The sequence below is a fragment of the Mesorhizobium sp. P2_E9 genome, from assembly GCF_056403815.1.
Genome location: NZ_JBFUET010000026.1, coordinates 32,809 through 46,950 on the forward strand (window position 1 = coordinate 32,809; position 14,142 = coordinate 46,950).

The following is a 14,142-nucleotide window of genomic DNA, read 5'->3' on the forward strand; positions in this document are numbered from 1 at the left end:
CGAGGATGGGAAATGCGATGCCGCCTCAAAGCTTCCAGCCTGAATGAAGCGCGGCAATACCGCCGGAATAGTTGCGGAAGGAAACGCGGTCGAAGCCAGCGCGGGAAATCATCGCGGCGAAGTTCTGCTGGTTGGGGAATTTGGCGATGGATTCGACCAGATAGGAATAGGGCTCGCCATCGCCGGTGACCATCTTGCCGATCCTGGGGATGGCGTTGAAGGACCAAGCTTCATAGGCCTTGTCGAGCAGCGGCATCTCGACTTCGGAAAATTCCAGGCACAGGAACCGGCCGCCGGGCTTCAGCACGCGGAACGCTTCGCTGAGAGCGACATCGATGCGCGGCACGTTGCGGATGCCGAAAGCGATGGTGTAGGCGTCGAAGGTGGCGTCGGCGAAGGGCAGTTCCTCGGCATTGGCCTCGACGAAATCGGTGTTGCCGGACAGGCCTTTCTTCTCGGCCCTGTCGCGGCCGACACTGAGCATCGAGCCGTTGATGTCGAGCACCGTGGCATGCGCGTTGCAATGGCTGGCATCGACGATGCGGAAGGCGATGTCGCCGGTGCCGCCGGCCACATCCAGGACCTTCCAGCCCGCGCGTTTCGGCGGATTGAGCCATGTCACCATGGCATCCTTCCACAGCCGGTGCAGGCCGGCCGACATCAGATCGTTCATCAGGTCGTAGCGGTTGGCGACCTTGTGGAAAACATCGTTGACCAGGGACTGCTTTTCGCCTTCCCCTACACGCTTGAAACCATAGGAGGTTTCCATGCCGCCCGCGGCCGTGGTTCTCTCAACTGACATTTTTTTGATCCGTCATAAAACCGGCGGGACCATAGCCGATCGATGCTGTGGGCGCTATTGTTTAAGGCGCGGTGTTCAGCCGCGCTTCCAGGTGGTGGGTTTTCAAGACCTGGACTGACCGACGGGATAAGTGAATGCCTTTGAAAGCGGAACTGCACTGCCACATTGAAGGGGCAGCGGCGCCCGAACTCGTAATCCGCCAGGCGCAGAAATACGGCAAGGACACTTCGCCCTATATCCAGAACGGGTCCTTCGTCTGGCACGATTTCACCTCGTTCCTCGCGGCTTACGATTTTTCCTCCGATCTGTTCCGCACTGAGGAGGATTATGCGCGGCTGGCCGACCATTATCTGACCAGCCTGGCCCGAGACGGGGCCATCTACTCCGAAGTGTTCACCTCGCCTGACCATGCGACGAAGGCCGGCCTGTCGCCGAAGGCCTATACCGACGCGCTCGGCGAAGGCATGCTCCGCGCCAAGGCCAAGACCGGCATAGAGGGCCGTATGATTGTCACTGGCGTACGCCATGTCGGTGTCGAGTCGATCGAAAAGGCGGCGCGCTTCGCGGCGCGTTGCGGGCACCCGCTGGTTACTGGCTTCGGCGTCGCCGGCGATGAGCGCATGGGCGAGATGGAGGACTATGTCAGGGCTTTCGAGATCGCGCGCGAGGCCGGGCTCGGCATCACCATCCATGCCGGGGAACTGACTGGTTGGGAGACCGTCAAGGCGGCACTCGACCACATCAAACCCTCCCGTATCGGCCATGGCGTGCGCGCCATCGAGAATCCGGACCTTGTCCGGCGTATCGCCGACGAAGGCATCGTGCTGGAATGCTGCCCCGGTTCCAACATCGCGCTCAAGGTGTTCGACAGTTTTGCCGACCATCCGTTTCCCGCCCTGCAGGCGGCCGGCTGCAAGGTGACGCTCAATTCCGACGATCCGCCCTATTTCTGGACGTCGCTGAAGCGCGAATACGATATTGCAGCGGAGCATTTTGCAATGAACGAGAAGGCGTTGGCAGCCGTCACCAAAACCGCTATCGAGGCCGCTTTCGTCGATCGCAAGACCAAGACAGCCCTTCTTGCCAGGCTGAACGGTGCGGCACGCTGATTTCTGCCGACAAAGCTGTGGTCGGTGGCGGCCAAGCGGTTCCTTGGCCGGTACATTGTCGCTAGGGTTCGCCCAGGCAGCTTGAAGCGCGACATATCCCCGGGGATCCATGCGCGCAGTTTCGGGCGACACGCATGCATCAGGAGAACATCATGAAGGGCGTCACCGTCGTCGACCATCCGCTTGTCCAGCACAAGCTGACCATCATGCGCAAGAAGGAGACTTCGACGGCCGGCTTCCGGCGACTGCTGCGCGAGATATCGCTGCTGCTCGGCTACGAGGTCACCCGCAATCTCGAACTGACGACTACGACGATCGAAACGCCGATGGAGACCATGGAAGCGCCGACGCTGGAGGGCAAGAAGCTGGTCTTCGCCTCGGTGCTGCGCGCCGGCAATGGCTTGCTGGAAGGCCTGCTCGACCTGGTGCCGGCGGCGCGCGTCGCCCATGTCGGTCTCTACCGCGACCATGAAACGCTGGAAGCGGTCGAATATTTCTTCAAGGCGCCAAGCGATCTCGCCGACCGGCTGGTCATCGTCGTCGATCCGATGCTGGCAACCGCCAATTCGGCGATCGCGGCGATCGACAAGCTGAAGCAGCGCGGCGCCACCAACATCCGCTTCCTCTGCCTGCTGGCGGCGCCCGAAGGCATCGAGCGCTTCACCAAGGCGCATCCGGATGTCCCGGTCTTCACCGCGTCCATAGACCGCCAGCTCAACGAGAAGGGCTACATCATGCCGGGCCTCGGCGACGCCGGCGACCGCATGTACGGGACGAAGTAGGGCAAAGTTGCCTGGTACGATTTACCAAATGTTTACGCAATGGCGCGGCTTTAGCGCCCGTTAAAGCGGTAAACACCATCCAGCGCTAATGAATCGGTTCTCACAAAGGCCGATCCATGCTGCGCAAGCTTCTCATCCTCAGCGTTTTTGCCGGTACATCGGCATCGATCCCGGTTGTCTACCAGTCGAATCCGCAGATGTTCGAAAACCTGCTGAAATCGGCGGTGACTGGCAAGCCCGAGGTCGAGACGCAACCTGAGGTCAACCTTGCGTCTGTGCCCAACAAGCCGGTGGCGCCGCTGCCGACCGGCCGCAAGGTCGTCGTCGCGGCGGACGGGCGCGGACATTTCTCGTCGACTTTCAAACTCAATGGTCGTCAGGTCGACGGCATGATCGACACCGGCGCGACACTGGTCGCGGTCAATACGTCAACGGCGCGCCGGATTGGGCTGTCGCTCAACCCGTCCGATTTCAACCGTGAGGTCAGCACCGCCAACGGAACGATCAAGGCGGCGGTAGTGACGATCGATCGCCTGCAGATCGGTAGCATCAGCATCGACGGTGTGCAGGCCATCGTGCTCGACGACAAGGCGCTGCAAACCAATCTGATCGGCATGAGCTTCCTCAACCGGCTCGGCAAGTATCAGGCCGAAAACGGCACACTGCTGCTCGTTCAGTAAAGCAAAGCCTGGTCAGCCACGCGGCAGGATCCGTCGGATGACGGTCTTGTCCGCCGGTGGTTTCGAAGCGCCGATCGCATAGGCCGAAAGCACGGCGGCGGCGGCCGCCTCTGCATCGGACGGTGAGCGGGCGTGGATCAGCGCCAGGGCATCTCCGGCTTTCACCTCCGCGCCTATCGGCTGCAGCTTGGTGATGCCGACCGCGGGGTCGATCTTGTCGTCAGGCCTAGTACGCCCGCCGCCCAGGGCAACCACCGCAAGGCCGATGTCGCGGGTGGCGATGCCGGTGACGAAGCCATTCGTCGTCGCCTTGACCGAGAATTCCGTTGGCGCCACGGCCAGATATTTTTCCGGCCTTTCGATGAAATCGGCGGGGCCGCCGAGTACGGCAACCATACGGGCGAAGGTGGCCGCGGCGCGGCCGCTGGTCAGCGTCTCGGTGGCGCGCCGCATGCCATCCTGATTGGACGACACCAGTCCCGCCGACTGCAGCATTTCGGCGGCCAGCGCCAGCGTCACATCCTCCAGGCGTCGGTCGCGCAGACGGCCGGTGAGGAAATCGACGGCGTTGCGCACCTCGACGGCGTTGCCGGCGGCCGAGGCCAGCGGTTCGTTCATGCCGGTGATCAGCGCCGAGACTTTCAACCCGGCGCCGCTGGCGACCTCGACGAGGCTGTTGGCGAGCGCGGTGGCGTCGCGCGACTTCTCCATGAAAGCGCCGTTGCCGACCTTGACGTCGAGCACCAGCGAGCCCAGGCCGGCAGCCAGCTTCTTCGACAGGATCGAGGCGGTGATCAGCGGCACCGATTCGACGGTTCCGGTGACGTCGCGGATCGCATAGAGCCGGCGGTCGGCCGGCGCCAGATCGGTAGTCTGGCCGATGATGGCGCAGCCGGTTTCCAGCACTGCCTTGCGGAACAGCTCAATATCGGGCTGGCTGGTGTAGCCGGGGATCGCATCCATCTTGTCCAGCGTGCCGCCGGTATGGCCAAGGCCCCGGCCCGAGACCATCGGCACATAGGCGCCACAGGCGGCGACGATCGGCGCCAGCATCAGCGAGACATTGTCGCCGACGCCGCCGGTCGAATGCTTGTCGGTGACCGGGCCGGGCAGGTCCGACCAGTCGAGCACATCGCCGGAGTCGCGCATGGCCAGCGTCAACGCCACGGCCTCGTCGCGGTTCATGCCATTGAAGAACACCGCCATGGCAAAAGCCGCGACCTGGCCATCGCTGACGGTGCCCGAGGTCACGCCGTCGATGAAGGCGGCGATTTCACCAGCCGAGAGCCTGTGGCCGTCGCGCTTGTGGCGGATGATTTCCTGCGGAAGCATCAGCTCTCCAGCAGCCCGTCGCGGAACACTCTGTGCAGGACCGTTGCCAGCCGCGACCCGCCAACCGGCGCCATGTCCTTGGTTTCCTGGTGCGAAAGCTCGGCTCCGGTCATGCCGGCTGCCAAATTGGTGATGACCGAGCAGGCGGCGACGCGCAGGCCAAGGAAGCGGGCGAGAATGACCTCCGGTACGGTCGACATGCCGACGGCGTTTGCACCCATGATGCGCGCCATGCGGATTTCGGCGGGCGTTTCGAAACAGGGGCCGGAAAACCACATATAGACGCCCTTGTGCAGCGCGGTGCCGGTCGCCTTCGCCGCGCTTTCGATCGCCTTGCGGATGCCGGCATCATAGGCTTCGGTGAGGCCGACGAACCGGCGGTCGCTAGGCTCGCCGATCAGCGGATTGCTGCCGGAGAAATTGATGTGGTCGGTGATCAGCATCACTGAGCCCGGCGGCATCTCCGGGTCGACCGAGCCGGCGGCATTGGTGAGGATCAGTTTGGTGATGCCGACGCCGGCGAGCACTTCCAGCACCGGGCGCATCGCCGCCGCGTTGCCATGCTCATAGTAATGCGCGCGGCCGGACAGCATCAGCACCGGCACGCCGGCAAACAGCCCCGCCACCACTTCGCCGGCATGGCCGCTGACGCCGCTTTTGGGAAAACCAGGCAGGTCGGCATAGGGGACGCGGATCGGGTGCTCGATCCGGTCGACCAGGACACCAAGGCCCGACCCCAGCACCAGTGCCGTCGACGGCGCTAGGCCGTCCAGCCTTTCGATCAGATGGTCCACCGCCTTTTGCGTCATTGCAGCCATCTCTTCATTTGAGCCAATTCTTCACTTCAAGATATCGCCGCGAAAACCATAAGGCAGCATGTCGCCCATGGTCACGGTCTCGGCCACGCCCGCGTTGTCGCAGAGGTAGAGTTTTGTCTCCGGCCGGCAGAACTCGGCCAGGCGCTGACGGCAGCCGCCGCAAGGCGAGCATTTGGCCATGCGTTCGGCTATGACCGCGATTTCGACGATTCTGCCGCCGCCGCCCATGATGTAGTGGCCAAGCGCCGTCGTCTCGGCGCACCAGCCCTCCGGATAGGAGGCGACCTCGATGTTGGCGCCGGTGAAGACGCGTCCGTCCTCGGTGCGCAAGGCGGCGCCGACCGGAAATTTAGAATAGGGCGCATAGGCCTTGGCCATGGCGGTCTTGGCCGCTTCGAACAGATCATGCGACATTCAGTTGTTCTCTCCGAGGATCGTGTCCAAAACCCGGCGCGTCCTTCGCGCCGAGCCGTGACCTCAGCGTTCCTTGACGTAGGGCACGCCGCCGGCGCGCGGCGGGATTGCCTTGCCGATGAAGCCGGCGAGCAGGATGACGGTGAGGATATAGGGCAGCGCCTGCATGAACTGTACCGGCACCTTGCCGATGATCGGCAGCGGCGAGCCTTGCAGGCGGATTGCAGCCGCGTCGAGGAAGCCGAACAGCAGGCAGGCGAACATGGCGTTGACCGGCTTCCATTTGGCGAAGATCAGTGCTGCCAGCGCGATATAGCCCTTGCCGGCGGTCATGTCCTTCACGAAGCCGCCGTTCTGCACCATCGACAGATAGGCGCCGGCGACCCCGGTGAGGATGCCGGTGCAGATCAGCGCCCGGTAGCGCAGCCAGGCGACCGAAATGCCGGCGGTGTCGACGGCGGCCGGATTCTCGCCGACGGCGCGCAATCTGAGACCGAAGCGGGTGCGAAACAGCACCCACCAGGTGAACGGCACCATCAGGAAGGCGATGTAGACCAGTATCGAGTGGCCGGAGATCAGCTCCGCGTAGATCGGCCCGATGATCGGCACGTCCCTCATTGCATCGGCGCCGGGCCAGACAATCGCCTCGAACCGCTCGCCCGGTTGCAGCGCCGGCGTGCGTCCGCCCTGGCTGAACCAGGCCTGGCCGAGCATGACGGTCGAGCCGGCGGCGATGAAGTTGATCGCGACGCCGGAAACGATCTGGTTGCCGCGATGGGTGATCGAGGCAAAGCCGTGGATCAGAGCGAAGGCGACCGAGACCAGGATGGCCATGCCGAGGCCGAGAAGGGCCGAATGGAGGACCGACGCGGCGGCGGCGCCGGCGAAGGCGCCAACCAGCATCTTGCCCTCCAGCCCGATGTCGAAGACGCCCGCGCGTTCCGAATAGAGGCCGGCGAGGCAAGCCAGCAGCAGCGGTACCGACAGGCGGATGGTGGAGTCGAGTATCTGCACGATGGCGATGAAGACATCCATCTCAGGCGCCCTTTCCCTTGACCGCTTCCATGCCGACCGAGCGCGGACTGAACGAGGCGAACACCGCCTGGATGTAAGGCCTGAACATGTGTTCCAGCGCGCCGGCAAACAGGATCACCAAGCCCTGGATGATGACGATCATGTCGCGGCTGATCGCCGGCATCTCGAAGGCGAGTTCGGCGCCGCCCTGATAGAGCATGCCGAACAGGATCGCCGCCAGCACGATGCCGACCGGGTGCAGGCGACCCATCAGCGCCACGGCAATGCCGACGAAGCCGGCGCCGGAAACGAAATCGAGCGCGACATTGTGCTGGTCGCCCATCACCGGATTGAGCGCCATCATTCCGGCCAGCGCGCCCGAGATCATCATCGCGGTGATGATGATGCGGGTTTCCGAAATGCCGGCATAGCGCGCCGCCTTGGGGCTGTGGCCATAGGTGCGCATCTCATAGCCGAGCTTGGTGCGCCAGATCAGCAGCCAGACCAGGAAGGCCATCAGCAGCGCCAGCAGGAAGGTGATGTTGAGTGGCGCCGAGCGGATCTTGGCGCCGAACAGCTCGATGATCCAGTTGAGCTTCGGCAATTCCGCGCCGGCGAGGAAGTTGCGCGTCTGCGGCGCTTGCGACGCCGCCGGCTTCAATGGCCCCACCAGCAGATAGACCATGATCGAGGCGGCGATGAAGTTGAACATGATGGTGGTGATGACGATGTGCGAGCCGCGCCTGGCCTGCAGATAGGCGGGGATGAGCGCCCACAATGCGCCCACAAGCGTCGAGGCGACGATGGCCAGCGGAAATGTCAGCCACCAGGGCAGCACGCTGTCAAAGGACAGGCAGACGATGGCGATGCCGAGGCCGGCAATATAGGCCTGTCCCTCGGTGCCGATGTTGAACAGGCCGCAATGCGCCGCCACCGCCACCGAAAGCCCGGTGAAGATGAAGGTGGTGGCATAGAACAAGGTGAAGGCGATGCCGGTTCCCTTGCCGAAGGCGCCCTCGACCAGGATGACGGCGGCGCGGAACGGATTTTCGCCGACCAGCAGCACGACGAAGCCGGCGACGATGAAGGCCACTGACAGGTTGATCAGCGGGATCAGCCCATAATCGGCCCAGGCCGGCAGTTTGGCGTAAGGCGTGCTCATTGCGCGGCCTCCTGGCGCTCGACGCCCGCCATCAGCAGGCCAAGCTCGCCCTCGCTCGCCTCCGGGCCGCGCTCGCCGACGATGCGGCCGGCAAACATCACCAGGATGCGGTCGGAGAGCGAACGGATCTCGTCGAGCTCGACCGACACCACCAGCACGGCCTTGCCCTGGTCGCGCATGGCAATCAGGCGCTTGTGGATGAATTCGATGGCGCCGACATCGACGCCGCGCGTTGGCTGGCCGACGATCAAGACGCCCGGGTCTTGTTCCATTTCCCGCGCCAGCACGATCTTCTGCTGGTTGCCGCCGGAGAAATTGGCGGTCTTCAAGCGCGGGTTGCCGGGACGAATGTCGTATTTCTCGATCTTGTCCTTGGCGTCGGCCATGATGGCGTCGACGTTGAGGAACGGCCCTTTGAGATAGCGGGGGTCGTCGTGATAGCCGAGGATGGAATTCTCGTTCTCCTCGAAGGCCAGCACCAGACCGACATGGTGGCGATCCTCCGGCACATGGGCCAGTCCGCGGTCGCGCAATTCGCCGGGGTCGGCGGCACCCGTCAGGTCGATCGGCTTGCCGTCGAGCATGACCGAACCTGAAACGGCGCGCCGGATGCCGGAAATCGCCTCGAGCAGTTCGGATTGGCCGTTGCCGGCGACACCGGCAATGCCGACGATCTCGCCGGCCCTGATGTCGAAGGAAATGTCGTCGACCATGGTGACGCCGCGCGAATCCCTGACAGTCAGGTTCTTGACCGCGAGCTTGACGGCGCCGGCTTCGGCTTCGCCCTTCTCGACGCGAAGCAGCACGCGTCGTCCGACCATCAGCTCGGCCAGTTCCTCGACGGTGGTCTTCTTCGTTTCCCTGGTCGCCACCATCGTGCCCTGCCGCATCACCGACACGGTGTCGGTGATGGCCATGATTTCGCGCAGCTTGTGGGTGATCAGCACCACTGTCTTTCCCTGCTCCTTCAACTGCTTGAGGATGCGGAACAGGTGGTCGGCCTCGGCCGGTGTCAGCACGCCCGTCGGCTCGTCGAGGATCAGGATTTCGGCGCCGCGATAGAGCGCCTTGAGAATTTCGACGCGCTGCTGCAGGCCGACCGGCAGTTCCTCGATGATCGCGTCGGGATCGACCTCGAGACCGTATTCGTGTTCCAGCCGCTCCAGCTCGGAACGCGCCTTGGCGATGCTGCGCTTCAGCAGCGCATCGCTTTCGGCGCCGAGGATGATGTTTTCCAGCACCGAGAAATTGTCGACCAGCATGAAATGCTGGTGCACCATGCCGATGCCGAGGGCGATGGCGTCATTGGGCGTCTTGATCGATGCCGGTTTGCCGCCGACGCGGATCTCGCCGCTGTCTGCCTGGTAGAAACCATAGAGGATCGACATCAGCGTCGATTTGCCGGCGCCGTTTTCGCCGACAATGCCGTGGATGGTGCCACGCGCGATCTCGAGATTGATGTCGCGGTTGGCGCGCACGGCGCCAAAACTCTTGTTGATGCCGATCAGTTCGATTGCGGCTTGCGCCATGCGGCCAGTCCCACTCTTATTTTTTTATCGCTTGGTCAAAACGCCTAGCATGACGCTCCGCCCGTGCCAATTGGCGGAGCAGCGTCCACTCTCGGCAAATCCCGGTGCGCTTGTCAATTTCCAACGTGTCCGTAGGCTTCTTATTCGCTAATATGACGACGTCGAAATTCGCATCACGATGCAAGGCATTGGGGTGCAAGATCAGGGATTGCGAATGATCATGCCCGTCGACCGGCTGACGACGCTGGAAATCCGCGCCGCCGAGCAGGAAAACACCATCGAGGAGCTGTCGGGCCAGATCGCCGAGCAATGGACGGTGATCGAGCGCATGCAGCGCAAGCTCGATGCGCTGACCGACCGCTTCCTGGCGTTGGAGGAGCAGGCCGCATCCGATGTGCCCGTGACCAAGCCGCCGCACTGGTGAGAAAAAGGGGAGGGCACAAATCATGAGCGACCGCATCGCAAGGGCCGGTGACTATGTGCTTGGCCTGATGAACGACGCGGAGCGCGAACGGGCCGAGCGCGACCTGGAAATAGACCCCGCCTTCCGCGACGCCGTGCTGCAGCTTGCCGAACGCATGCATATGTTCGACCGTGCCGAAAAACCGGGTGGCCTGCCAGCCAATCATTGGGAACTGGTCACCCAGCGTATCGCCGAATTGCCGCAGATGCGCAGCGTTGGGCTGGGTGGCAATGATGCCAAGCCGCGCCCGATAATCCGAAGCCTGTCCCGGTCACCGTACGGTGTTGGCGTGCATTCGCTCGGCGGCCGGCGCGGATTTGTCGTCGCCATCGTGCTGATAGCAGTCTTTGCGCTCGGCTATCTGGTGGGCCGACTATAGCTGGAGTTCGCGCGCCATCAGCAGCATTGGGTGTCCGTCCTGCTTGAGCCGCTCGACGACCACCCAGCCGAGCCCAGCATAGAAATCACGCGCTTCCCACGTATAGAGGTACAGCCTCTCCACTCCGATCGACGCCGCATGCGCTTCGATGGCCGCGACCAGCGCGCGACCGATCCCGCGGCCTCTGTGCGCGTCATCGACGACCAGCCCGGCCAGCCACGGCGTCAGGTCATGCGCGGGCTCCAATTCGTGGCGAACCAGCAGGCATGTGCCGACCGATACATCGCCGATACGGGCCACAAGCGCCGTCTCGAAGCCGTCCCCGGCCAGCAGCAGGCGCAGCCCGGCGGCGTCCTCGTCCGCTGTCCTTGCGCTGCCCTCGAAAAAGGTGGCAACGCGCAGTCGTGCCACCGCCTCGACGTCGCGTTCGGTCATGGGTTCTATGATCGGCATCACCCTTGCCTCGGTGCCTCGCTTGCAGAGTCTTTCAAAAAACAAAACCGCCGGGACAGGGCCCGGCGGTTCGCAATTAGTGTTCGTCGATCAATAAGGGCAGGCGTTGTCGGCGGTGTAGTCGTGCACCTGGATCTTGCCGGAGATGATGTCGGCCTTGGCCTTTTCGACGGCCGCCTTCATCTCAGGGGTGACCAGCGCCTTGTTGTTGTCGTCCATGGCGTAGTCGACGCCGCCTTCCTTGAGGCCGAGGTTCTCGAGGCCGCCCTTGAAGGTGCCGTTCTTGCCGTCCATGAAGGTGGTGTAGACGGCAACGTCGACGCGCTTCATCATCGAGGTCAGAACCTTGCCGGGCTGCAGGCCGTTCTGGTTGGAATCGACGCCGATGCCGAGCTTGCCGGCATCAGCCGCCGCCTGCAGCACACCGACGCCGGTGCCGCCGGCCGCGGCGTAGACCACGTCTGAGCCCTGGTCGATCTGCGTCTTGGCGATTTCACCGCCCTTGGCCGGATCGTTCCAGGCAGCCGGCGTGTCGCCGGTCATGTTCTGGATGACGTCGGTCGCGCCGGCCGACTTGGCGCCGCCGACATAGCCGCATTCGAACTTGCGGATCAACGGGATGTCCATGCCGCCGATGAAGGAGACCTTCTTCGACTTCGATGCCATCGCGGCCATGATGCCGACGAGATAGGAGCCTTCGTTCTCCTTGAACACCAGCGAGCGGACATTGGGCAGGTCGACGGCATCGTCGATGATGGCGAAGTTGAGATCGGGATATTCGGCCGCGACCTTCTTCAGCGCATCCTCCCAGGCAAAGCCGGCCATGACGATCGGGTTGTGGCCGTCCTCGGCGAAGCGGCGCAGCGCCTGCTCGCGCTGCGAGGCGTTGGACACCTCGAACTCGACATAGGCGACGCCGGTCTCGGTCTTGAATTTCTCGGCGCCATGGAAGGCAGCCTCGTTGAAGGATTTGTCGAATTTGCCGCCCAGATCATAGAGGATGGCCGGCTGGACATCCGCGGCGAAAGCCGGAAGAACCATTGCGGTTGCGGCCAGGAGGCCGAGAACGATACGTTTCATGTGATCCACACCCTGTCGGTTATTTTTTCCGTTACGCACCGCCTGGCTGCCCGGTTCACCGGCAGCCACGCGACGTCAGCCAGGAGTGTATTCCCCTCCCGCTCCTGGGCAATCTGGCACGGCCCGAAACAAAATTCACGCGGAATTTTGACCTTTTGGAAAAGCGCGCCACGGGCAGACCGCGCCGCGGTCCGATCCTTGCGCGATAGCCACTAAGCGGTGGCGGCCGGCATGGCGCAGGCGATGCCGGTGCCCTTGAGGTTGCAATAGCCGTAGGGGTTCTTGGCCAGATATTGCTGGTGATCGGCTTCGGCGAAGTAGAAGGCGGGCGCCGGCGCGATCTCGGTGGTGATCCGGCCGTGGCCGGCACCGCGCAACTGGGCCTGATAGGCATCGCGCGAGGCGCTCGCCGCCTGGAATTGCGCATCGCCCGATGTGTAGATCGCGGAGCGGTATGCGGTGCCGACATCATTGCCCTGGCGCATGCCTTGCGTCGGGTCATGGCTTTCCCAGAACAGCCGCAGAAGCTCGGCATAGGAGATGACCTTGGGGTCGAAGACGACCAGCACCACTTCGGCATGCCCGGTCAACCCGGTGCAGGTTTCCTGATAGGTCGGGTTGGGCGTGATGCCGCCGGCATAGCCGACGGCGGTGACCCAGACGCCTTCGATCTGCCAGAACAGGCGCTCGGCGCCCCAGAAGCAGCCGAGCCCGAACATCGCCGTCTCCAGCCCCTCGGGGTAGGGGCCCTTGAGCGGCCGTTTCAGGACTTGGTGTCTGGATGGTGTCGGGATCGCCTTGGCCCGGCCCGGCAAAGCCTCGGACGGCTTTGGCAGATTGAGCTTCTTGTTCAGCATGTCGCTGAGAAAGAACATAAGCGGCCTTCCTTCCCGTCAGGATGCAAGAAAATCGATCAGTTGGCGGCGAATTGTCCTGTGCGCCGCTGGCGGCGGTAGCCGATGGCGTAGAGCAGGAAGGCCAGCACCGCGAACACGGCAAAGCCCGGCTGGTTGAGCACCCAGGCGATGGCGCCGTCCCACAGCAGCGGGCTGGCCTTGGCGCGGACGAAGGTTTCGAAGGCCGCCCGCGTGTCCGGCGAGACCGCCAGCCAGCTGGCGTTGAGCGGGGTCAGCACGAGCGCCGAAGCGGCCACCGTGCGCGTCGTGTCGAGCACCGCCATGATGACGGAGACTGACAGCGCGACCATGGCGGCAAGACGAAAAATGAAGCGAAACATCAAGCTCTCCCCCGGCCGATCCTGGACGGGATCTCCGGCACCAGCGAGAAATAGAGTGCGCATGGCTTGCCCGCAACCGCGATACGCGAATTTGAAGGGCTTCCTCTCTTTATGCCACCGGCTTGCGCCTGCGCCTGTGAACGAGCCAGACGGCAAGAATGCCACCGACAATGGCGCCGACCACCAGCCCGCCCAGGCCGAAGAAGGCAGCGAAATAGCCGCAACCGCCTTCAAAGCAGCTTACCTCGGCGACATCGGCGATGACTGAACCGGCGAAGAAACCGCCCACGGCGCCGATGGCGGCGCCAAGGACGATGCCGAGCAAGGCGGCGGCAATGGAAACCAGGACCGGCGGCGCCTCGGTTTCCGGTTTGGCGTAGACGGTCTCGGCGCCGGAACCGCCGCGCAGCAGATAGATGCAAAGCAGGCCGACGCCGATCTCGATGGCGGTGATGCCCAGGCTCCTGGCGGAGAAGACGAATTCAGGCACGGTGAGCACATAGGCCTGCCTTGCCAGCACCCAGACGATGAGGGCGATCTGCCAGATGGTGAACTGGCGGGGGAAGCGGCCTGAGCGGCCAAAGGCGAGGCCGAGCAGGTAAAGCCCCCACAGGATGATGACGACATTGGCGACGAGCCCGCCAAGCAGGAAATAGAGAACCTTGTCCGGCACGCCGGAATTGCCGACCAGCCACCAGACCGACGCCAAGCTGTAGACCGACCACGCCATGACGAAGATGAGCCAGCCCACCGGGACATAGGACAGGTCGTTGCCCGGGCGCCCGACTGGCGCCTGTCCACTGCTGGGTTGTTCGCTGCTGGATGTCATGTCTGGACAATGCCCCCGCAAAGCCTCTGCTGTCACTCGACAGCCGGCCGGCGGCGAAG

17 protein-coding genes are annotated in these 14,142 nt (G+C 63.6%); 5 read left to right on the top strand and 12 right to left on the bottom strand.

Annotated features, from left to right (window positions below; translation table 11 throughout):
• Window positions 1-25: 25 nt before the first annotated feature.
• Window positions 26-802: a bifunctional demethylmenaquinone methyltransferase/2-methoxy-6-polyprenyl-1,4-benzoquinol methylase UbiE gene (gene ubiE, locus AC1D05_RS33055; protein WP_477446807.1), complete on the bottom strand. Its 777-nt coding sequence runs from the start codon at window positions 800-802 to the stop codon at window positions 26-28.
• 134 nt (window positions 803-936) lie between these two features.
• Here ubiE and AC1D05_RS33060 point away from each other — a divergent pair, with 134 nt between their 5' ends.
• The 3 genes from AC1D05_RS33060 (at window position 937) to AC1D05_RS33070 (ending at window position 3,373) form a co-directional block, all read left to right on the top strand.
• The gene (locus AC1D05_RS33060) at window positions 937-1,911 is read left to right on the top strand and encodes an adenosine deaminase (RefSeq protein WP_477446809.1); all 975 of its coding nucleotides are present in this window, start codon (window positions 937-939) and stop codon (window positions 1,909-1,911) included.
• 152 nt (window positions 1,912-2,063) lie between these two features.
• Window positions 2,064-2,693 (top strand): uracil phosphoribosyltransferase, encoded by a 630-nt coding sequence (upp, locus tag AC1D05_RS33065; RefSeq protein WP_172234653.1) that lies wholly within the window; start codon window positions 2,064-2,066, stop codon window positions 2,691-2,693.
• A gap of 116 nt (window positions 2,694-2,809) precedes the next feature.
• The gene (locus AC1D05_RS33070) at window positions 2,810-3,373 is read left to right on the top strand and encodes a TIGR02281 family clan AA aspartic protease (protein WP_477446811.1); all 564 of its coding nucleotides are present in this window, start codon (window positions 2,810-2,812) and stop codon (window positions 3,371-3,373) included.
• Window positions 3,374-3,385: 12 nt separating this feature from the next.
• Here AC1D05_RS33070 and deoA read toward each other — a convergent pair whose 3' ends face one another.
• The 6 genes from deoA to AC1D05_RS33100 form a co-directional block, all read right to left on the bottom strand.
• Window positions 3,386-4,705 (bottom strand): thymidine phosphorylase, encoded by a 1,320-nt coding sequence (deoA, locus tag AC1D05_RS33075; protein ID WP_477446813.1) that lies wholly within the window; start codon window positions 4,703-4,705, stop codon window positions 3,386-3,388.
• On the bottom strand, window positions 4,705-5,514 hold the full coding sequence (locus tag AC1D05_RS33080; RefSeq protein ID WP_477446815.1) for a purine-nucleoside phosphorylase: 810 nt from the start codon (window positions 5,512-5,514) through the stop codon (window positions 4,705-4,707). The genes deoA and AC1D05_RS33080 overlap by 1 nt, the downstream gene beginning before the upstream one ends.
• A 30-nt stretch (window positions 5,515-5,544) precedes the next feature.
• On the bottom strand, window positions 5,545-5,937 hold the full coding sequence (gene cdd, locus AC1D05_RS33085) for a cytidine deaminase (protein WP_477446817.1): 393 nt from the start codon (window positions 5,935-5,937) through the stop codon (window positions 5,545-5,547).
• Between the two features lie 63 nt (window positions 5,938-6,000).
• Window positions 6,001-6,972 carry an ABC transporter permease gene (locus tag AC1D05_RS33090; RefSeq protein WP_477446819.1) on the bottom strand — a complete coding sequence of 324 codons (972 nt, stop codon included), beginning with the start codon at window positions 6,970-6,972 and terminating at the stop codon, window positions 6,001-6,003.
• Window position 6,973: 1 nt separating this feature from the next.
• On the bottom strand, window positions 6,974-8,113 hold the full coding sequence (locus AC1D05_RS33095) for an ABC transporter permease (RefSeq protein ID WP_477446821.1): 1,140 nt from the start codon (window positions 8,111-8,113) through the stop codon (window positions 6,974-6,976).
• Window positions 8,110-9,642, bottom strand: coding sequence for an ABC transporter ATP-binding protein (locus tag AC1D05_RS33100; RefSeq protein ID WP_477446823.1), 1,533 nt, complete (start codon window positions 9,640-9,642; stop codon window positions 8,110-8,112). The genes AC1D05_RS33095 and AC1D05_RS33100 overlap by 4 nt, the downstream gene beginning before the upstream one ends.
• A gap of 214 nt (window positions 9,643-9,856) precedes the next feature.
• Here AC1D05_RS33100 and AC1D05_RS33105 point away from each other — a divergent pair, with 214 nt between their 5' ends.
• The gene (locus AC1D05_RS33105; protein ID WP_477446825.1) at window positions 9,857-10,066 is read left to right on the top strand and encodes a SlyX family protein; all 210 of its coding nucleotides are present in this window, start codon (window positions 9,857-9,859) and stop codon (window positions 10,064-10,066) included.
• Window positions 10,067-10,088: 22 nt separating this feature from the next.
• Window positions 10,089-10,484: a hypothetical protein gene (locus tag AC1D05_RS33110; protein ID WP_477446826.1), complete on the top strand. Its 396-nt coding sequence runs from the start codon at window positions 10,089-10,091 to the stop codon at window positions 10,482-10,484.
• Here the strand turns inward: AC1D05_RS33110 and AC1D05_RS33115 are convergent.
• The 5 genes from AC1D05_RS33115 to AC1D05_RS33135 all read right to left on the bottom strand — a co-directional run bounded on the left by AC1D05_RS33115 (window position 10,479) and on the right by AC1D05_RS33135 (window position 14,083).
• Window positions 10,479-10,919, bottom strand: a complete 441-nt coding sequence (locus AC1D05_RS33115; RefSeq protein ID WP_477446828.1) for a GNAT family N-acetyltransferase — start codon at window positions 10,917-10,919, stop codon at window positions 10,479-10,481. The genes AC1D05_RS33110 and AC1D05_RS33115 overlap by 6 nt on opposite strands.
• Window positions 10,920-11,027: 108 nt before the next feature.
• The gene (locus tag AC1D05_RS33120; RefSeq protein ID WP_477446830.1) at window positions 11,028-12,017 is read right to left on the bottom strand and encodes a BMP family lipoprotein; all 990 of its coding nucleotides are present in this window, start codon (window positions 12,015-12,017) and stop codon (window positions 11,028-11,030) included.
• Window positions 12,018-12,229: 212 nt separating this feature from the next.
• Entirely contained in the window at window positions 12,230-12,892 is a 663-nt protein-coding gene (gene msrA, locus AC1D05_RS33125; protein WP_477446832.1) for a peptide-methionine (S)-S-oxide reductase MsrA, read from the bottom strand.
• Between the two features lie 38 nt (window positions 12,893-12,930).
• Window positions 12,931-13,254 carry a hypothetical protein gene (locus tag AC1D05_RS33130; RefSeq protein ID WP_172224260.1) on the bottom strand — a complete coding sequence of 108 codons (324 nt, stop codon included), beginning with the start codon at window positions 13,252-13,254 and terminating at the stop codon, window positions 12,931-12,933.
• A gap of 109 nt (window positions 13,255-13,363) precedes the next feature.
• Window positions 13,364-14,083 carry a hypothetical protein gene (locus AC1D05_RS33135; RefSeq protein ID WP_477446834.1) on the bottom strand — a complete coding sequence of 240 codons (720 nt, stop codon included), beginning with the start codon at window positions 14,081-14,083 and terminating at the stop codon, window positions 13,364-13,366.
• Between the last annotated feature and the right edge of the window lie 59 nt (window positions 14,084-14,142).